General features: G+C 66.1%; 17 protein-coding genes. 6 read left to right on the plus strand and 11 right to left on the minus strand.

Going from position 1 to position 18,958, the window contains the following annotated elements; all coding sequences use genetic code 11:
• Window positions 1-32: 32 nt before the first annotated feature.
• A complete protein-coding gene (locus tag ACFCV3_RS00710; RefSeq protein ID WP_376024812.1) occupies window positions 33-2,144 on the plus strand; it encodes a hypothetical protein in 2,112 nt (703 codons plus the stop codon).
• 113 nt (window positions 2,145-2,257) lie between these two features.
• Here ACFCV3_RS00710 and ACFCV3_RS00715 read toward each other — a convergent pair whose 3' ends face one another.
• From ACFCV3_RS00715 to ACFCV3_RS00735, 5 genes are read right to left on the minus strand one after another with little or no spacing between them, the layout of a single operon-like run.
• Window positions 2,258-3,271, minus strand: a complete 1,014-nt coding sequence (locus ACFCV3_RS00715) for an ABC transporter substrate-binding protein (RefSeq protein ID WP_376024813.1) — start codon at window positions 3,269-3,271, stop codon at window positions 2,258-2,260.
• An 11-nt stretch (window positions 3,272-3,282) separates the two neighbouring features.
• Window positions 3,283-5,502 (minus strand): glycoside hydrolase N-terminal domain-containing protein, encoded by a 2,220-nt coding sequence (locus ACFCV3_RS00720; protein WP_376024815.1) that lies wholly within the window; start codon window positions 5,500-5,502, stop codon window positions 3,283-3,285.
• 5 nt (window positions 5,503-5,507) lie between these two features.
• Entirely contained in the window at window positions 5,508-7,169 is a 1,662-nt protein-coding gene (locus ACFCV3_RS00725; RefSeq protein ID WP_376024817.1) for an ABC transporter substrate-binding protein, read from the minus strand.
• A gap of 28 nt (window positions 7,170-7,197) precedes the next feature.
• Window positions 7,198-8,148 carry a carbohydrate ABC transporter permease gene (locus ACFCV3_RS00730; protein ID WP_376024819.1) on the minus strand — a complete coding sequence of 317 codons (951 nt, stop codon included), beginning with the start codon at window positions 8,146-8,148 and terminating at the stop codon, window positions 7,198-7,200.
• Window positions 8,145-9,143, minus strand: coding sequence for an ABC transporter permease (locus ACFCV3_RS00735; protein WP_376024820.1), 999 nt, complete (start codon window positions 9,141-9,143; stop codon window positions 8,145-8,147). Before ACFCV3_RS00735 ends, ACFCV3_RS00730 begins: the two co-directional genes overlap by 4 nt.
• 536 nt (window positions 9,144-9,679) lie before the next feature.
• Between ACFCV3_RS00735 and ACFCV3_RS00740 the strand changes: the two genes are divergently transcribed.
• Both ACFCV3_RS00740 and ACFCV3_RS00745 read left to right on the plus strand, forming a co-directional pair.
• A complete protein-coding gene (locus tag ACFCV3_RS00740) occupies window positions 9,680-9,841 on the plus strand; it encodes a hypothetical protein (RefSeq protein WP_376024822.1) in 162 nt (53 codons plus the stop codon).
• A 244-nt stretch (window positions 9,842-10,085) separates the two neighbouring features.
• Window positions 10,086-11,330, plus strand: a complete 1,245-nt coding sequence (locus tag ACFCV3_RS00745; RefSeq protein ID WP_376024824.1) for an MFS transporter — start codon at window positions 10,086-10,088, stop codon at window positions 11,328-11,330.
• Window positions 11,331-11,425: 95 nt separating this feature from the next.
• On the opposite strand, the gene ACFCV3_RS00750 is transcribed toward ACFCV3_RS00745, so the two are convergent.
• The 3 genes from ACFCV3_RS00750 to ACFCV3_RS00760 form a co-directional block, all read right to left on the minus strand.
• Window positions 11,426-12,430 (minus strand): TerC/Alx family metal homeostasis membrane protein, encoded by a 1,005-nt coding sequence (locus tag ACFCV3_RS00750; protein ID WP_376024826.1) that lies wholly within the window; start codon window positions 12,428-12,430, stop codon window positions 11,426-11,428.
• 138 nt (window positions 12,431-12,568) lie between these two features.
• Window positions 12,569-13,285: a TRM11 family SAM-dependent methyltransferase gene (locus ACFCV3_RS00755; RefSeq protein WP_376024827.1), complete on the minus strand. Its 717-nt coding sequence runs from the start codon at window positions 13,283-13,285 to the stop codon at window positions 12,569-12,571.
• Window positions 13,286-13,934: 649 nt separating this feature from the next.
• Entirely contained in the window at window positions 13,935-14,129 is a 195-nt protein-coding gene (locus tag ACFCV3_RS00760; protein WP_376024829.1) for a hypothetical protein, read from the minus strand.
• Between the two features lie 90 nt (window positions 14,130-14,219).
• Between ACFCV3_RS00760 and ACFCV3_RS00765 the strand changes: the two genes are divergently transcribed.
• The 3 genes from ACFCV3_RS00765 (at window position 14,220) to ACFCV3_RS00775 (ending at window position 17,936) form a co-directional block, all read left to right on the plus strand.
• On the plus strand, window positions 14,220-14,822 hold the full coding sequence (locus tag ACFCV3_RS00765; protein WP_376024830.1) for a cell wall protein: 603 nt from the start codon (window positions 14,220-14,222) through the stop codon (window positions 14,820-14,822).
• Between the two features lie 13 nt (window positions 14,823-14,835).
• On the plus strand, window positions 14,836-15,660 hold the full coding sequence (locus ACFCV3_RS00770) for a MauE/DoxX family redox-associated membrane protein (protein ID WP_376024832.1): 825 nt from the start codon (window positions 14,836-14,838) through the stop codon (window positions 15,658-15,660).
• Between the two features lie 218 nt (window positions 15,661-15,878).
• Window positions 15,879-17,936 carry a PQQ-dependent sugar dehydrogenase gene (locus tag ACFCV3_RS00775; RefSeq protein WP_376024834.1) on the plus strand — a complete coding sequence of 686 codons (2,058 nt, stop codon included), beginning with the start codon at window positions 15,879-15,881 and terminating at the stop codon, window positions 17,934-17,936.
• Between the two features lie 87 nt (window positions 17,937-18,023).
• On the opposite strand, the gene ACFCV3_RS00780 is transcribed toward ACFCV3_RS00775, so the two are convergent.
• The 3 genes from ACFCV3_RS00780 to ACFCV3_RS00790 are packed head-to-tail and all read right to left on the minus strand — an operon-like array spanning window position 18,024 to window position 18,949.
• A complete protein-coding gene (locus ACFCV3_RS00780; RefSeq protein WP_376026423.1) occupies window positions 18,024-18,158 on the minus strand; it encodes a zinc-binding dehydrogenase in 135 nt (44 codons plus the stop codon).
• Window positions 18,119-18,382, minus strand: coding sequence for a hypothetical protein (locus ACFCV3_RS00785; RefSeq protein ID WP_376024836.1), 264 nt, complete (start codon window positions 18,380-18,382; stop codon window positions 18,119-18,121). Before ACFCV3_RS00785 ends, ACFCV3_RS00780 begins: the two co-directional genes overlap by 40 nt.
• A 48-nt stretch (window positions 18,383-18,430) precedes the next feature.
• Complete coding sequence (locus ACFCV3_RS00790) at window positions 18,431-18,949, minus strand: NUDIX domain-containing protein (RefSeq protein ID WP_376024837.1); 519 nt, start codon at window positions 18,947-18,949, stop codon at window positions 18,431-18,433.
• Window positions 18,950-18,958: the final 9 nt, after the last annotated feature.

Raw genomic sequence — 18,958 nt, forward strand, 5'->3', positions numbered from 1 at the left:
CGGCCGTGGGCCGCTCCCCACACGATGTGCCCATGCGTCTCGCCCGAATCGCCCTGGTTGCGCTGTTGCTGGCCGTCCAGTTCGCCCTCCCGGCCCATGCGGCCGAGCCCGCCGGTACCTGGAATCCCCAGGCTGCCCCGAACGCCGGCGTACCGGTCCCGCCCGGCAGCGGACCGTTCTACATGTACGCACCCTCGATCGTGCAGCTCTCACCGACCGAGCGCATGGTCTACACCTGCGCCAACCGGGTTCCCGGCCAGACCTGGGACCACGTCGGCATGAACTACGGAACCCGCCGCGCCGACGGCACGTATGCGTGGGGAGCGGTCCAGTTCCCACTCAACCCGCAAGCGGCTGACACACCGGCCTGGGCCTCGAACCACATCTGCGATCCCGAGGTGGTTCGCGGCTCGTTCCGGTACGACGGGCACACCTACGGCTGGGCGATGTTCGTCCTGGGCTACCCGGACCTCGGCAAGCACCCCGGCGCGGACCCGATCAACGTGGTCGGTGTCGCCTATGCCGACCAGCCGCAGGGCCCGTGGAAGCTCAGCCGAAACGCACTCCTGGACGCGTCCACCGACGGACCCTTCGGCCCTGGGGCCTGGGGGGTCGGACAGCCGAGTGTGACCTCGATCGACGGCGCCGGCCGGTTACTGGTGTTCTACAGCGGCGTGGGCAACGTGGTGCGGCGCGAGATCGACCTCAGCGACGCCAACAACCCGAACATCGGACCGCGCATCCAGCTCCCCATCGACGGTCTCACTCCTGAGCCCGGCGGCGGGCCGTGGCTGCACAACGCGTCGTTCATCTACGACCCGGCGCGCGACGAGTTCCTGATGTCCCGCGACACCGGCGCCGGTAACGAGCGCGTCCAGCCGGACGTAGAGATCAACCGGATCGCCGGTTCCGCGATCTGGTCGGGGACCGGTACCTGGAGCGTGGTGGGCCGGCTGACCGAGTGCCACAGCGGGTACAAGTACAACCACAACTCGGGCATCGTGCGGAACGCGTACGGCATGATCGCGGACGGTTCCGAGCTGGACGTGTACTTCGCCACCGAACCTCCGGGCGGCAACTACTGGGCCTACCGGCTCGCCCACGCGCAGGCACCACTCGCCTTCACCAGCGGGACCAAGCCTGAGCTGGTTGCGCAGCAGGACGGCCGGCTGACCGTGCTGGGCCACACCGCGAACCGGTGTGAAGCAAACACCTGGAGTTCGACCGAGGCGGCGACCGGGTACGGGTCGTGGACCAAGTTCGGCGCCAGCCCGGCAGGCCGACCGATTGCGGCGCGGCAACCCGATGGCCGGGTAGCACTGTTCTCCCGGGCTGCCGACGGATCGATCTGGTGGAACCTGCAGTCAGCGCCGAACGGCGGCCACCCGGGCTGGGGTCAGCTGGCCGGCTCAGCCAGCGCGGGCGACCCGGTGGCCGGGCGGATGGCAGACGGCCGTCTGGTCGTCGTCACCCGACGGAACGAGGCACCGGGCTCCCGGGTCTACGTGAACGTCCAGCAGGCGCCGAACGGGGCTTTCGGGAGCACGTGGCAAGACCTCGGCGCCAGCCCAGCGGGTCAACCCGTGATCGGTACCAATCAGGATGGTTCGCTGGTGCTGTTCGCCAAGGCGGCGAAGGAGGCCGGTGGCCAGATCTGGTTCAACCAGCAGGCCGGCACCACGTGGACAGGCTGGCAGATCGCGGGTGGCTCGCCTTCCTTCGACGGCGGACCGACCGTGGCCCGGCAAGCTGACGGTCGCCTGGTACTGATGGCACGTCGCTGGGAAGGCGCCCTGTCCGTCGTCTACCAGTCCACTCAGTCGGGCACCGGATTCACTCCGTGGACGAGCCTCGGCGCCGCCCCCGCGAACGACCCGGTCCTGGTCGAGCAGGAGGCGGGTCGCCTGGCGGTGTTCGCCCGAGCCGCGGACGGCAGCATCTGGTGGTCACGCCAGGCCACCGCCAACGGCCCGTTCGGGGGCTGGGACAGTCTGGCCGGCGCGGCCGCCGACGACCCCGTCGTCCAACGCCGCCCCGACAACCGCCTGGCCCTGGTCATCCGCCACCCCGACGGCCGAATCCTCCACCGCACCCAATCCACCCCCGGCGCAACCACCTTCACCGACTGGCAACCAATCCGCTAACCCCGCAACGTCCGAAGAACCCGCAGGGCTGGTCTCCGGATCTTCGGACGTTACGTGCGCCCCTCCAACAACGTCCGAAGGATCCGTAGGCGTGGTCTCCGGATCTTCGGACGTTAGTTTTGGGTGGTGAGGAGGGTTTCGAGGTCGGAGAGGGTGTCCATCGCGCCGAGCGGGCCGAGGCCGAGGAACCAGACCTCGTCGTTGACTCGCTTGGCGTGGCCGGCCTTGACGGCGGGGAGGGCCTTCCAGAGGTTGCCGTTGATGACCTGGTTCTCCTTGGTACCGGTGATCGGGCCGAAGCTGGAGTAGAAGATCCAGTCGCCGTCGGCCTGGCCGATGTTCTCCTCGGAGACCTCGACCGCGAGGTCCTGGACGTCCTGCACCTTCGGCCGCGGCAGGCCGATGTCCTTCAGGATCACGCCGATGAACGACAGGTTGCCGTACAGCCGGATCTCGGCCGGGCGGAACCGGACCAGCGAGATCGTCGGCGACCCCTGGACCTTGCCCTTCACCTCGTCGGCGCGCTTCTGGTAGTCGTTCAGGATCTGGGTGGCCTTGTCCTCCTCGCCGACCGCGTCCGCGACCAGCAGGAAGTTCTCCTTCCAGGGGAACCCGGGCCGGATGCTCATCACCGTCGGGGCGATCGCGTTCAGCTTGTCGTACAGCGTGGCGGCACGCAGCTTGCTGCCCAGGATCAGGTCCGGCTTCAGCGCGGCGATCGCCTCGAGGTTCAGCTCGCTGACGTTACCGACGGTCTTGATTCCCTGCGCCTTGTCGGCCAGGTACGACGGAACGCCGTTCTGCCCGGTGTTGGTCGCCATCCCGACCGGCGTGATGCCGAGCGCGAGCACGTCGTCCAGCTCGCCGCTGTCCAGCACCACGACCCGGGTCGGCTTCTTGTCCAGCTTGGCCTCGCCGAGCGAGTGCTTCACGGTCCGCGGGAAAGCCCCCGGCTGCGCGTCCGAGCCGAGCTTGGCGGTCTCCGAGTCAGCGGTCTTGAACAGCCGCCCGCCGGTCGCCACTTCCTTGTCCCCGGCCCCGGTGCTGGCACTCTTCGTGTCACTACCACCACAGCCGGCCAGCGCCAGGACCGCAGTCACGACGACGATTCCCACTAGTTTCTTCACGAAGGTTTACCTTACCTAATCAGCTCCATCGGCTGATCGGCGGTGAGGCTGACAACAACTTCTCTGTCCTGGATCGCGATCCGGTGCGTTCCGGTGCGCGAAGCAACAACCGTCGCTGCAGTGACCTGCCCACTCCGCCACGTGACGTCGAAGACCAGTCCCCCACGAGCCCGCAGCCCGCGGAACGAGCCGTCCTGCCAAGCCGCGGGAAGCGCAGGCAGCAGCCGAATCACGTCGGTGTGGCTCTGGATCAGCAACTCTGGGATGCATCCGGTCATGCCGAAGTTCGCGTCGATCTGGAAGATGTCACCGTCGCGGTGCAGCAGGTTGTCCGAGACCAGCCGGGCCAGGTAGTCCTGGATGACCTCGTACGCCTTCTCCGCCTCGAACAACCGCGCCCACAACGCCACCAGCCACGCCGCGGTCCACCCGCCGTTCGTCGCACCATCGGTCCGCACGGTCAGCGATCTCCGCGCTGCCTCCGCCCATTCCGGCGTACGGGCTGGATCGATCTCCGCACCCGGGTGCAGACCGTAGAGATGCGATTGGTGGCGGTGGTTGACCTCGGACGGCGTCCAGTCGGTCGGCCACTCGTTCAGTCGGCCGTCGGCGGTGATGCCGATCTCCGGCAACCGCTCCCGCGCTGCTTGCGCACGTTCATTGAGCCCGGATGTCAGCCCTAGCGCGGTCTCGGCCTCGGCGAGGTTGGCGAAGAGCTCGCGGATCAACCAGATGTCGTACGTCGACGTCAGGTCGACCGAGGCCTTCTCCCCCGACGGCAGGACGAAGTGATGTTCCGGCGCGGTCGACGGAACGAACTGCAGCCGGCCGTCGCCGTCCTCGACCAGCATCGCGAGCACGAACTCCGCGGCACCGGCTATCAATGGATAGGACCGATCCCGCAGTACGTCGAGATCCTGACCGAACCGGTAATGCTCCATCAGGTGCGCGGTCAGCCAGACACCGCACGTCGCACACATCGCCCAGACCGGATCGTCACCGCCTTCGCCGACCGGCCAGGTCGCTGCCCAGATGTCGGAGTTGTGATGCGACACCCAGCCGGGAGCGTCGTACAGGATCTTGGCCGTGTTCGCGCCGGAGGCAGCCAAGGTCTCCAGGTTGTCGATGAGTGGCTCGAAGCACTCACTCAGCCCGGTGACGTCGGCGGGCCAGTAGTTCATCTGGGTGTTGATGTTGTTGGTCCAGTCGCTGGCCCACATCGGCCGGCGATCCTCGTTCCAGATCCCTTGCAGGTTGGCCGCCTGTGTCCCCGGCCGCGACGACGCGATCAGCAGGTAGCGACCGAGGTTGAAGGTGAGCGCGGCCCGATCGTCGTTGTCCAGCTGGAGTTCAGCCCTTTGATACAACCGCTGGTGATCTTCGATGTGCCGCTCACGCAGCTTGTCCAGCTCAACAGCCTTCAGTATGTCGGTTGCCGTGCGCAACGCGGTCCGCGGATCTCGGCCGGGCGGAACCGACCACCCTTCGAACGTGCTCGCCGCAGCCAGCAGCACGGTCACGCTGTCCGCACCACGAACGGTCACACCGTCCTCGGACACCACCACCGCGCCACCCTCGTGGTGAACCTTCAGCGCGATCCCGAACCCGATGCCATGACCATCGCGGTACTGGATCGGATCCGGGCTCTCGCGATACTCGATGGTCAAGTCGGACGGCGCATGACCAACCGCACCATAGATGCCGTCAGCAACTACCGGACTGATCGGGTGCTGACTCTCCACGCCGAGGTCCAGATCGATCGCCCCGGCCCGGTCGGCCGTGATCGTCCAGACCAGCACCTGGTCCGGCGCGGACACATAGGTCTCGCGCCGGAACCGCGTCCCCTCCACTGTGTAGTCGACGCCGACCACGCCGGTCCGCAGATCAAGGCTCCGGCGATAGTCACCAGGCTCCCCGACCGTCTGGATCAACAGATCGGCCAGCGGCTGGTACGACTCGACCAGCGGACCCTGGAGATCCCGGGTCCGCTCGGTCGCTGCCAACCGATCACCGTCAGCCAGTAACAGCCGCCGTACGTCGGCCAACGCCTCCGGACCGCCCGTCACGTCGAGCGTGCGCGGCCCGTCGCCGGACCACACATCATCGAGATTCAGCGCGATCCGCTCCGCACCGACCCGGCCGAACACCTTCGCTCCGAGGTGCCCGTTGCCCACCGGCAACGCCTCGAACCAGTCCGGCGCGGGAGTACGGAACCACAGCTCGTGGGACATGAGTGCTACTTGCTCCCGGACTTGTACTTGTCGTACGCCTGCTGGTTGATCTCCAGGTAGCGCGGCATTCCCGTGCTCTCCAGACCCTTCACGTAGGTGTCCCACTCGGCGTCGATGTTCTTCGAGCCGGTGATGAACGCCAACTGGTTCTGGTTCACGTAGTTCTGGAGGTTGGTCTGCAGTGTCGCCGTCTCACTGCTCAGGCTCGGGTCCGGCCAGACCACGGCCTGCGGGTAGAGCTGCGACTTGTCCTCGTGGCCCTCGTACAGCTTGGTGGCCTGGAACAGCCGCCGCTCGTAGCCGGCCCCGGAGTAGATGTCGAGCGGGACGACCTGCGCGTTCCGGTACGCCAGGACGTTGTGGTACTGCGTAAGCGCACCCCAGCTGCTGTTCTTCGGACTGTCCGGCTTCGGCTTGTAGAGCGGCTTGGTGTCCTTGTCCAGCGCGACATCACCAGGGCCGGGCTTGGTCCAGCCGACACCCTCCGGGCCCATCCCACCGATCATCTGACCCTCGTCGGTGAAGATCCAGTCCAGCATCTTGATCGCCGCGACCTGGGCCTCCTTGCTGGCCTTGTTGGTCAGCAGGAACGTGTAGTTGGTCGAGGTCAGGTACTGATAGCCGGTGTAGCTCTTGCCCTGCGGACCGGTCAGCGGCGGGGCGGCGTCGTACTGTTTGTCCCGGCCGTCCTTGGAGTCGGACTGTACGAAGATGTACGGGTGCAGCATCGGTCCGGAGCCGATCCGGATCGCCTTCGGGTCGTTGCCCAGGGCCTGCAACGCCTGGGCGTTCTGGGTGAACGCCGCCTGGTCGATCAGGCCTTCCTTGTAGAGGGAGGCGATGTACTTCAGGCCTTCCTTCCACTCCGGGCTGTTCACCGGTGTGACGACCTTGTCGCCGTTCAGCGTGAGCAGCGAGCGGACACCGTTGTTGGCACCGACCGGGTCGTAGGCGAACGCGTTCATCAGGTACGGGATCAGCGCGCTGTTCTGGATGTCCGCGGTCATCGGGACCTCGTCGGCCTTGCCGTTGCCGTTCGGGTCCTGGGTCTTGAAGGCCTGGAGCACCTTGCGCAGGTCCTCGGTGGTCTTCGGCATCGGCAGGTTGAGCTTCTTCAGCCAGGTCGAGTTGATCCACAGCTTGTCCGGCCGGCTGCAGTGGTAGCAGTCCGCCCACTGCGGCAGGGCGTAGATGTGCCCGTCCGGTGCGGTCGACTCCTGCTTGTAGTCCTTGTTCTCGTCCAGGAACTTCTGGATGTTCGGAGCGTTCTCCTTGATCAGGTTCTCCAGCGGCAGGGCGACCCCCTGCTGACCGAGTTTGAGCACATCGGCCTGGGTGAAGCCGTCCACCCACGGGATCAGGAAGAACAGGTCCGGATAGTCCCCGCTGGCCAGTGAGATCTGCCGCTTCTCCTTGGCCGGCCCGGCGTCCAGGGTCGTGGTCTGCCAGCGGAACTGGATCTTGAACTTGTCGCTCATGATCTTGGTCACCGCGTTGGTGTCCATGTTCGTGTTCTGGTCGGCCGGGGTGAACGTGTCGATGATGACCTTGCCGTCGGCCGACGTCTCGTTCGCCGCCCCGTCGGTCTTGTCCGAACTGCAGGCCGCCACGGTGGCGAGCAAGCCGGCCGCGGCGAGCGCGGACAGTTTGCGCAGTGATACGCGCATTGCTGTGTTCCTTTCTGAGAAGGGCTTTTCAGCCCTTGACCGCGCCGACCATCACGCCCTTGGTGAAGTGGCGGGCAACAAAGGGGTAAATGACCAGTACGGGCAGGCTCGAGATGACGATGAGCGCGTACTTGAGGACGTTGGCCAGTTGCTGCTGGTCGAGCTGCTGGGCCAGGTTCTGGGTGGTGGAACCGGTGGTGGCCTGATTCAGGATCAGGACGTTGCGGAGCACGATCTGCAACGGGTACAGGCCGGGGTCCTTGAGGTAGATGAGGGCGTCGAAGTAGCTGTTCCACTGGAAGATCGCGTACATCAGCGCGATCACCGCGATCACCGGCTTCGACAGCGGCAGCACGATCGACCAGAGGAAGCGCAGGTCGCTCGCCCCGTCGATGGTGGCGGCCTCGTAGAGCTCGTCCGGGATGGTCGAGCGGAAGAAGGTGCGCGCGATGATCACCTGCCAGACCCCGATCGCGCTCGGGATCACCATCGCCCACCGGGTGTTCAGCATGCCCAGGTCCTGGACCACCAGGTAGGTCGGGATCAAGCCGCCGGAGAACAGCATGGTGAAGACCATCAGGCTCATCAGCACGTTGCGGCCGTAGAAGGTCCGGCGGGACAACGGATACGCGATCGCGATCGTCAGCGTGACGCTGATCAGCGTGCCGCCGATCGCGTAGATGAAGGAGTTCAGGTAGCCCTGCATGATCGCCGGGTCCGCGAACGCCGTCTTGTACGCCTTCAGGCTGGGCTCGACCGGCCACAGCAGGACCCGGCCGGCACTCACCGCCGAGGCACTGCTGAACGAGTTCGCGATGATGTAGATGATCGGCACCGCGACCGCGATCAGCGCGATCCAGAGCATGATCCGGACCCCCGCCAGGAAGATCTTGTCGGTCCGGGTCTCCTCGATCGCGGTCCGGTGCGAGCTCTCCGGCTGCTTCGCCGTACGACGGAAGCCCTGCAATGTCACGCTCATGACCAGAGTCCGTTCCCGGTGATCCGCTTGGCGACGAAGTTCACGACGACCAGCAGGACGAGGTTGATGACGGAGTTGAAGAGCCCGACCGCGGTCGCCATGCTGAAGTCGGCGTTCAGCAGACCGGTCTTGTAGACGTAGGTCGCGATGATCTCGGACTGCGACTGGTTCAGCGGGTTCTGCAGCAGGAAGGCCTTCTCGAAGCCGATCGACATGATGTTGCCGACGCCGAGCACCAGAATGATCACCGCGGTCGGCATGATGCCGGGCAGGTCGACGTTCCAGATCCGCTGCAGTCTGCTGGCGCCGTCGATCCGGGCCGACTCGTGCAGGGCAGGATCGATCCCGGCCAATGCGGCCAGGTAGATGACGGCCGAGTAGCCGGTCGTCTGCCAGACATCGGACCACACGTAGATGTGCCGGAAGTAGTCCGGGTTACCGAGGAAGTCGACCGCCGGGACACCGAACAACCCGATCGCGTCGTTCACGAAACCGAGCCGCGGTGACAGCACCAGGATCGTCATCGAGACGACGACGACGGTGGAGATGAAGTACGGCGCGTACGTCACGAGCTGGACGATCTTCTTGAACCGGCCGTTGCGGATCTCGTTCAGCGCGATCGCCAGGATGATCGGGATCGGGAAGCTGGCCAGCACGGTGTAGGCGGCCAGGATGAACGTGTTCTTCACCAGGGTCCAGAACACGGGGTTGGCGAAGAACAGCTCGAAGTTCTTGAAGCCGATCCAGTCGCTGCCCCACGGGCCCTTGACCGGCGAATAGTTCTTGAACGCGATGACGGCGTTGCTGATCGGGATGTACTTGAAGATCACGAAGTACGCGAGCGGCACGATCACCAGCAGGTAGAGCTGCCAATGCCTGCGCAGACTGCGCCGCGCCTGGGTCCAGCGGCCCGTGCGGGGCACCGGCGCCCTGGTCACCGCCTTCACCGCGGCCGGCGCGGGCGGCGCCGGTTTCACCTCGTACGTTGCATTCACTCCGCATCCTTTCCGTCACCGATCGGAGCGAAACCGATATCCGATAGGATCTCGGACTCACTCACCGGGAGGATGACACAGAACGACGGCCGGCGGAAGACTCTCGCCCGGTCTCGATACCCGACCTTGACCGAATTCGTCCGATCTCTTGCAGGCAAGGGGAAACTCGCGTTGCCTCAGGCAACTATCCCGGGAAACACCAGATGGCCCGATGGCGACTTCCCACCGGACCCGGGCACCTCAACAGGCCGCCCGGAGTCGCTCTGAGCCACCGACACCGGACCGCGCCACAATTTATTACCTCTGTGAACTATCTCGCAGTCAACCGCGCACGAGCACCTATGTCAAGACTTTGCCGAGCCCCAACTATCTGCCGACCGGGCCAGTGGGCGGGTAGAAATTCCGGACGTTGAGGACAGCTTCGCGGAGTTCGAGCAGGACGTCGCCGACGACTACCCGGACCACCGGTTGTGGACCTTGGCCTGGGTTGGCGACAAGCTCGCCGGTTGGGTGATCAGCGGGCAGGACGACATCCCATGGGTCGGCGTGCGTCCGGCGTACCGGCGTCGTGGGCTCACGGCGTACGGAAGGCGTCGCTGTGGACGCTGGCGGAGAACCCGACCGGGAGCGTCATTCTGTACGGGTCGCTCGGCTATCGGATCGCCGAGCGGCAGCCCCGCTACCGGAAGTCGTTCTAGACAAAAGACCTGACCCGACCATCACGGGGGAACGGCCGGGCCAGGCACTTTCGATACTACTCCGGTTCGGAGTGCACGGCCTGGTAAATCGAAGGCGGACGCGCCGGGAATCCATCTATTCTCGTCCCATGCAAGCCAGCTCCTGAAAGCGCACCACCGCCGTCACGGCCGTTGTGCGTCACGCCGCGATCGGCCCACTCCCGGGCCGCGCTTCGTCATGCACGCTTTCAGGAGCAAACGTTTTATGGCCATCACCTATCGTTCGGCCGATCCGGTCCGGACCTATCGCACCTACAAGACCGTCTGGTCGTTCTGCGCCGCGTTGTGTTTCACGCTCACCGCCGTGTACTACGTCCGCGAGGCGGGCCTCAGTCCGCTGCAGCTCGTGCTGGTCGGGACGACACTCGAGCTCGCCTGCTTCCTGTTCGAGATCCCGACCGGCATCGTCGCCGACCTGTACAGCCGGCGGTTGTCGGTCGTCATCGGCGTGGCGCTGATCGGTTGCGGGTTCCTGCTGCAGGGACTGTCGCCGACGTTCCTCGCGATCCTCGGCGCGCAAGTGCTGTGGGGAGTCGGGTACACGTTCACCTCGGGCGCCGACCAGGCCTGGCTGGCCGACGAGATCGGCGCCGACCAGGTGGCCGCCGTACTGGTTCGGACTCAGCAGTTCGGGCTCGGCGGGACGATCCTCGGCACCATCTGCGCAGGCGCTCTCGGCCTACTCAACCTGGCGCTGCCGATCATGCTGTCCGGACTCGTGATGATCCTGCTCGCGGTCCTGCTCGCAGTGTTCATGCGGGAGGTGAACTTCCACCGGACGCCGGCTGGTGAGCGGGAGACGTTCAAACACATGGCCGACACGTTCAAGCACGGTCTCGCGGTGGCTCGGAAGCGGCCGGTGGTCCGATCACTCGTGCTGATCAGCCTGATCGCCGGGTTGTCGAGTGAGGCGTTCGACCGGTTGTGGCAGGTGAAGATCCTGGGCTTCCAGTTCCCGACCGTGTTCGGGACGTCGGATCCGGCGTTCTGGTTCACAGTTCTCGGGCTGGTCGGCACGCTGCTGACACTCATCAGCTCGCTCATCCTCAACAAGCTGTCGCCTGAGCGCCTCACGGCCACGCATCCGAACGGCGTACTGGCGTTGCTCGCACTGTTGCAGGTGATCGGCGTGCTGGCGTTCGCCCTGCTCGGCAACTTGTGGCTCGCACTCGCCGCCATGTGGTTGCGGAGTATCGCGGACGCGTTGTCCTGGCCGATCGAGTCCGCCTGGCTCAACCGGAACATCGAGTCCCGCTCGCGGGCGACGGTCATCTCGTTCGTCTCCCAGGCCAACGCGATCGGCCAGGTCGCCGGCGGTCCCCCGCTAGGCGCACTCGCCGGCCGAGCCGGTCTCCGCACCGCATTGGTGGCCTCCGGCCTCCTGCTGGCGCCGATCCCCGTGCTGTTTGCCCGGCTGCGCACGTCGACCGCGGAGCTGGATCGGGTCTGAGCCGGACCCCCAGTACTCCACAATTGCCGCCGCGCAGAGGTCCCCACGCTCAGGGACACCTGCGCGGCGCAATTGTGATGGCCTGGGGGTCCGGCTCAGTCCTCGGTCTTGACTTTCACCGGCACCCGGCGGGCGTCAACCGACGACTTGATCAGGCTGGCGGCCGTGGTGACGAGCAGGGTGGCGGCGATGAAGCTGAGTGAGGTGATGATGCCGATGTGCGGGAGGTGGATCGCGCCGATGTCGTCGATATGCGAACCGTGCAGCGCCTCGACGATCAGCTTCACGCCGATGAACGCGAGGATCACCGACAGGCCGACGTTCAGGTAGACGATCCGCTCCAGCAGGCCGCCGATCAGGAAGTACAGCTGGCGCAGGCCCATCAGCGCGAAGGCGTTCGCGGTCAGCACGATGTACGCGTCCTGGGTGAGCCCGAAGATCGCCGGGATCGAGTCCAGCGCGAAGATCACGTTCGCCATCCCGATCGCGGAGATCACGATCACCAGCGGGGTCAGCAGCCGCTTACCGCTCTGCCCGTCACGGGTGGCGAGCTTCGCGCCGTCGTAGTCGTGCCCGAGCGGCAGGATCCGGCGCAGACCGCGAAGGACCACGTTCTCCTGGAAATCGGCTTCATCGTTCTCACCTTCGACGGCCAGCTTGATCGCGGTGTAGACCAGGAACGCGCCGAAGATGTAGAACACCCAACTGGCCGCCGAGATCGCCGCGGCACCGGCCAGGATGAAGACGGCCCGCAGCAGCATCGACACCACGATGCCGATGTACAGGACCTTGTCCTGCGCCAGCGCCGGCACACTGAACCGCGCCATGATGATGACGAACACGAACAGGTTGTCGACACTCAGGCTGTACTCGGTGATGTAGCCGGCCACGAACTCGCCGCCGGTCCTGCCGCCGCTGAACAGGAACAGCCCGACCGCGAACAGCCCGGCCAGCCCCACGTAGAACAGCACCCACCGGGTCGCGTCCTTGATCGTCACGGCGTGTTTCCGGCGCGCGATCACGATCAGATCGAAGGCGACGATCGCGATCAGGCCGACGATCGTGAGCACCCAGACCTGTGGGGGCATGACAGAAACCATGAGTGATCCTCCGGACGCGTGACCTCCCGTGATGACGACACTGCTGTTGCGGAATACTCCCCTCCACAAACACTTCAACTGTATCCGATACCGATACACTTGAGCGTATACCGGATACAGTCGCCCGCGCCACCCCCATCATCGACGCCTGGTCGGCATCAGCACGAACGTCGTCGGAGTGGCCCCGTTGAACCGCAGCACCCGCTCGCGCACGATCTTCAACCCGCGAACGCCGGCCACTGCCTCCCGCAACAGCCGCTTGTCCTCGGTCAGCAACACGGCACGCCCATCCCCGGTGAGCACCCGCGCGATCTCACCGAGCGCGGCCGGGTACAGCCGCTGGTTGTCGCGATGACTGCCGACCCGCTTCCCGAACGGCAGGTTCGCGACTACTCGGTGCACGCTCCGATCCGCCTGCGGCAAGGCCTCGGCGAACCCGACCTCCACCTGGATTTGGAGTCCGGCGACATTACGCCGAGCCAGCTCGACCGACCCAGCCGCACAATCCGATCCAACCACCTGTACGTCGTCCGCCTGCCGGTTCGCGGCCACGAGCAGCGTTCCCGAACCGCAGAACGGATCCAGCACTCGCTGTCCGGACCGGATCTTCGCCAGCCGCACGAGCACCTCGGCCACCACCGGATTAGTGGCCCAAGGCAACCGCTCCAGCCGCCCGAACCGCCGTACCCAATGCAAGGCCCCGATCTCGGCAACCCACCCATCGACCGACTCGGTCACGTTCACCGCCCAGTCCCGAGGGTCGTTGCGCCACCCCAACCGCGCCTCGACCTCGGCCATCAACACCTGCCTGAGCCGCGCATCCGGCGTACCGACTCGGAAGGTGGTGGGCGCCAAGAAGCCCAGTGGAGCATGGAAGTCCGGGTCTCCTGGACTGCCCGGCAGGGGGATCGCGGCCGACGAGTAGAGGCGGCAGCGTGGAGCTCGCGGAGGCTGCCGCGCACGCGACAGTCGAGCGAAGAACGTCCTGAATGCAGGACGGTGACAGCGGAAAGGGCGCCGAGTTCGGCGGCGAGAAGGTCCACCGCCCCCTCGACAGAGCGAAGGTTCAACTGCACTGGTGACTCCTGAGGTCGCGTCGATGAGTTCGGATCGATGCGCGACGTGCCTCATCACCACCATCAGCTCTGGCTGTGGCGGCGGAGCACGTCTCTCAGGAACCAGTCACTGCCCGGAAGGCTACGACCACCCCCGGCCGGACACCACCCATTTCTTCCGGGTCGCCGGAGTCTCGTTAGGCAAAAAGTTTCCGTTTCCGTCGAGGTCTGGGAGATTTCTGCTCTGAGGAGTACAAAGATGTTCTGAGGTCTTACCGCCCCTAGGCCTGGAGGAACGTCATGGATGTGATGTACGGACTTGTCGGCGAAGCGTCGTGGTTCTGTTGCGGAAACGCATGGGGACCTTGTGCGAGCACCGGGAGAGGTGCTTGCGGGACATGTCATTCGGGAAACATGCAGCATGCGTGGACGAATACGTCGGATGCTTGCTACGCGATCACCAGGCCGGACCAGTGCGGAGTCACCGGGGTTTCCCGGCGGACGTGCGGGTTCCGGCATGCGACAACCAACCTGTGCAACGGCTCACGGGTGGTGACGTCGATTGCGGACTGTGGGCCGCGAACCCGGTCGTTCTGTGGTGAGCGGTCCTGCTGCGGAGGGACGTGCGCGTCGAACCGGGTCATGGACCTGACCCCGGCGGCGTTCACGCGGATCGCCAGTCTGAATGCCGGGTTGATTCCGGCCGGCATCGATGTGGGATGAGGTGAGCTGAGATGACTTCATCGATGGATCGACGCGCTCTGCTCACGCGTGCCGCACTCGGCGCGACCGGATTGATTGCGGCCAGTGCGATGGGATCACTGGCCCCGGAAGCTGCTTTCGCGGCGTCGACGGAGGTGCTGGAGCCGGGTGCTCCGGACCCCAACTTCGCCGAAGGCCTGATCACCGGCCGCAACCAGGATCTCCTGCAGGTACAGGGATCCGACGGCCGGCTGCACAAGATTCAGCTGACCGGAGTCACCAGCGTGTGGAAGCTCCGGCCGACCACGATCGACCAGGCCAGGATCGGCGACGGCCTGTACGCGCGTGGTGTGAAACTGCCGGACGGCGTGCTGGCCGCCGAGTCGGTCTGGATCAACATCGTCAACCTGGACGTGATGATCAACTCGATCGGCCGGACCGGTCTGAACCTGGACCACCACGGCCAGAAGGTCGTCGGCCATGTGCAGGAAGGGATCACGGCGGCCGTCTACAACGGGACACCGGCGATCTCGGACCTGTCCATGCTCAAGGTCGGCCGGCATGTCCAGGTGATCGGCGCCTGGCGACCGGGGACGAACGAGATCGACCTCGCGACGATCTACGCGGCGAACTGAAACGGGGGCCGCGATGTTCGCACAGCAGGTGGCGGCCGCCCAGCCGCTGCTGATCGGACTGCTCCTCCTCTGGACGTCGTACGGGAAGCTGACCCGGCCGGAGGAAGCAACGAAGACCGCTCTCCCGAAGCTCGTCGGTGAAAACCGGGCCAGGCCGGCCTATCTCACCGTCGGTGCCATCGAGGTGGTCCTTGCCCTGGCACTGCTGAGTCCGCCCGCCTGGACTGCAGAGGTACTGGCGGCAAGCGCACTCGGCGTGGGCTTCACCGGCTACCTCGTCTACGCCAAGCTCGTGGTCCCCGAGGCTTCCTGCGGCTGCGCCGGTACGGCGGCCAAACCCGTGGGAGCACGCTCGATCGCCCGCGCTTTGTTGCTGACGGCAACAGCAGCAGCCGCGCTGACGGCATCCCAAGGATGGTGGTCGGCCGGTCCGGCTGCGTTGATCCTGATCGCGGAGGCGGCGGCGTTCGTCGTACTGTCGCCCGAGCTCGACCGCTACTGGCTCCTACCGCTCCGGAGACTGCGCATCCAGCTCAGTCACCCACTCGCCGGCACCGCGAGCAACGCCGTACCGCTCGCTGCCACCCATCGCCTGCTCCTCCTCAGCCCAGCCCATCGCGCGGTGACCGGACTCCTGCGGTCCGACATCCGCGACTACTGGGACGAGGCGGACTGGCGGTTCGTCAGCTACACCGCCCGGTACGACGGCCGCCCGGCAACCGCCGTCTTCGCCGTACCGCATGGCGACGCCACCCCGGAGTCCGTCCGGGTCGCCGTCGTCGACGAGACATCGGGTCAAACGCTCTACCGGCCGGCGCTACTCAGCCTCGCCGGTTAAGCCCCCACCCCAGCCCTCGCGGAGCCAATCAGATGGTTCCGCGGGGGCTTTATCCTGAAACCGGAAAGCGCATGCCCAGCGTCTTTCCGAGGACCGGCCCTCACCGGTTGACACCAGTTGCTCACTGGTGGTGTCATGCCCAATATCGTTAGGAAACTTTCCTAATGATGTGTGGTTCCCCTGCAGCTCCTCCGCCCCGGAACACCAGGAGACCTCCGATGACACCTCGCACGCTCCGGCGCAGGCTCGTCTCGGGCGCGGCCGTACTGGCCACCGCGCTCGCTCTGACCTCCGCTCCCCCGACCGCCACGGCGGCACCGACCGACTACCAGGCCGAGACCGCGACCATCTCCCAGGGAGTGGTCGAGTCGAACCACACCGGGTACACCGGCACCGGCTTCGTCAACTACGACAACCTCGTCGGCAGCTACGTCGAATGGACTGTCACGGCACCAGCCGGTCCGGCCGACGTGACACTGCGCTTCGCCAACGGTACGACGGCCAGCCGGCCGCTGGACTGGACCGTCAACGGCGTCTCCGGCGCTGTCGGAATCACCTACCCCGGCACCGGTGCGTGGACGACCTGGGTGACCAAGACCGTCCGCCTCCAGCTCGCCGCCGGGACCAACAAGATCCGGGCCCGCGCCACCACCGCCGACGGCGGACCGAACGCGGACAAGCTCACCGTCAACCCGGTCAGCAACGACACCACACCGCCGACCCCACCGAGCAACCTGGTGGTCAGCAACATCAAGTCGAACGCGGCCACCTTCACCTGGTCCGCGGCCAGCGACAACGTGGCGGTGACCCGTTACGAGATCAACCGCGGCGGCAACGTCCTGAAGGTCGTCGACGCCAACACGCTGACGGCGACCGTGGACACGCTGACCCCCAACACGGCGTACGACATCTCCGTCGGTGCGTATGACGCCGCGGGCAACGCATCCCAGCAGAGCAACGTGGTTGCCTTCACCACGCCACCGAGCAACGACACCACACCGCCGACGGCACCGGGCAACCTGCGCTCCACGGCCGTGACCTCGAACAGCGTCTCCCTCGCGTGGAATGCGTCCACCGACGACAGCGGCAGCATCGCCGGGTACGACGTCTACCAGGGCACGACCAAGGTCGCCACGACCGGCTCGCTGACCACGACCGTGACCGGCCTGACCCCGAACACCAGCTACACGTTCACCGTCAAGGCCCGTGACCCCAACAACAACGAGTCGCCGGCGAGCAACGCGCTGACGGTCCGTACGTCGACCACCGGCACCGGCGGCATTCCGGCGTACGACCGGGATATCGCGAAGGTCGACCTCGGCTGGAGTGTCGCGTTCCTGCCGGACGGGTCGGCGCTGGTGACCGAGCGGGACCGGTTCGAGGTGGTGCGGGTGACGTCGACCGGCCAGAAGACCACTCTCGGCAAGGTGCCGGGCACAGTGACGACCACTGGTGAAGGCGGTCTGCTGGGGATCGCGATCTCGCCGAACTTCGCGACCGACCACTGGGTGTACTTCTACCACACGGCTTCCGGGGACAACCGGGTCGTGCGGATGAAGTACGAGAACGGCGTACTGGGCACGACTTCGTCGCCGGTGCTGACCGGGTTGACGAAGAACCGGTACCACAACGGCGGGCGGATCGCGTTCGGTCCGGACGGCAAGCTGTACGCGTCGGTCGGCGATGCGCAGAACACCGGCAACGCACAGAACAACGGTTCGCTGAACGGCAAGATCCTGCGGATGAACGCCGACGGTACGGCGCCCAGCGACAACCCGTTCTTCAGCTCCGGCGGTAACGCCCGCTACGTCTGGAGCCGCGGCCACCGCAACCCGCAGGGCCTCGCGTGGGACTCGCGCGGTCAGCTGTGGGCGACCGAGTTCGGTGACAGCAGCCAGGACGAGCTCAACCTGATCCAGAAGGGCGGCAACTACGGCTGGCCCGCCTGTGAGGGAACCATCGGCGACTGCGGCGGCTACATCGCGCCGAAGCGCACCTGGTCCACCTCACAAGCAGGACCGAGCGGCCTGGAGATCGTCAACGACTGGATCTACATCGCCGGCGTCACCGGCCAGCAGTTGTGGGTCACCCAGATCAACTCCAGCGGCACCGGCGTCGGCACCCCGCAAGCCGTCTTCTCCGGCCGCTGGGGCCGCCTGCGCAGTGTCACCAAGACCCCCGACGGAGGCCTCTGGCTGACCTCCACCAACAACGACAAGAACGGCGGCACCCCGAACGTCCTCGACAACGTCATCGTCCGCCTCAAGTTCGGCTGACCGTTGTAGCACTACGGACAGGACGTATAGGTCCAATCGCCCGGCCTGCTCACTCGCTGAGCGTGGCCGGGCGGTGTACGTAGAGGCCTACGTGCTGTCGTTAGTGACGAGGACCGTCTTGCCGATGGTGGTCCTGGCCTCGATCGCGGCGTGGGCAGCGGCCGCCTCAGTCAGCGGAAGGGTCAGGCCGACGGGCGGTGTGAGGCTTCCGGCCGCGAGCAGCTCGAGCGCCCGCCGCGGGAGCTTGCGCCACTACGCCGCGCGGCCGGCGCCGTGGCCACATCCAGTCCGTCCGGTACCGGGAACACCTCGCTCGCCGGTACGGCGCTCTGTTCGGCGTACCCGCCGCCGCGATACTCCCCGACCCCACCGGTCCCCGCGATCACCCGCTGCCCGATCAGCCAAGCACGATCGGAAGCGGGAGCTGAAAGTACTCCTGTCCCCATCCTCAAGTCGTCAGCTCTCGAACGGTAGAACCTGAATCAATGGTGAGGTCAAGCTGTCGGCGACCGGCCGAAGTCCGAGTACTGCGGGACGCCGGTCTCCAGAGCGTGCAGTGCGAGGGTGAGGCGGCGGTGCATGGAGGGGCGCAGCTGGGGTTTGGCCTCGTCGAGGGTCAGGAAGGTGGCGGTGCGAACCTCGGTCGGCTGCAGGACAAGTTGTTCGTCTCCTGTGAGTACGCCGCCGTCGAAGACGAAAGCCAGCGCGTCGTGCCAGACACCGCGTGCCGGATCCCAGTCGACCACCAGCATCGGGCCGATGGTCAGGTCCAGCCCGACCTCCTCGAGCACCTCCCGCCGGCAGGCGTCGTACGGCGACTCGTCCGGCTCGGCGATCCCGCCGGGGATGTCCAGCAACGGCTTGTACGTCGGTTCGATGAACAGGATCCGGCCGTCCCGATCGCGGATCAGCGCACCGCCCGCCACCCGCTTGCGCGGCAGGATCTGCGCGATCCCCGGCTGAAACTCCTCCTCGGGCTCCCCCTCGGCAATCAGGTCCTCTTGTCGGCTCATGGGGACACC

Origin of the sequence: Kribbella sp. NPDC056345 (assembly GCF_042262745.1) — a bacterium.
GTDB lineage: Bacteria > Actinomycetota > Actinomycetes > Propionibacteriales > Kribbellaceae > Kribbella.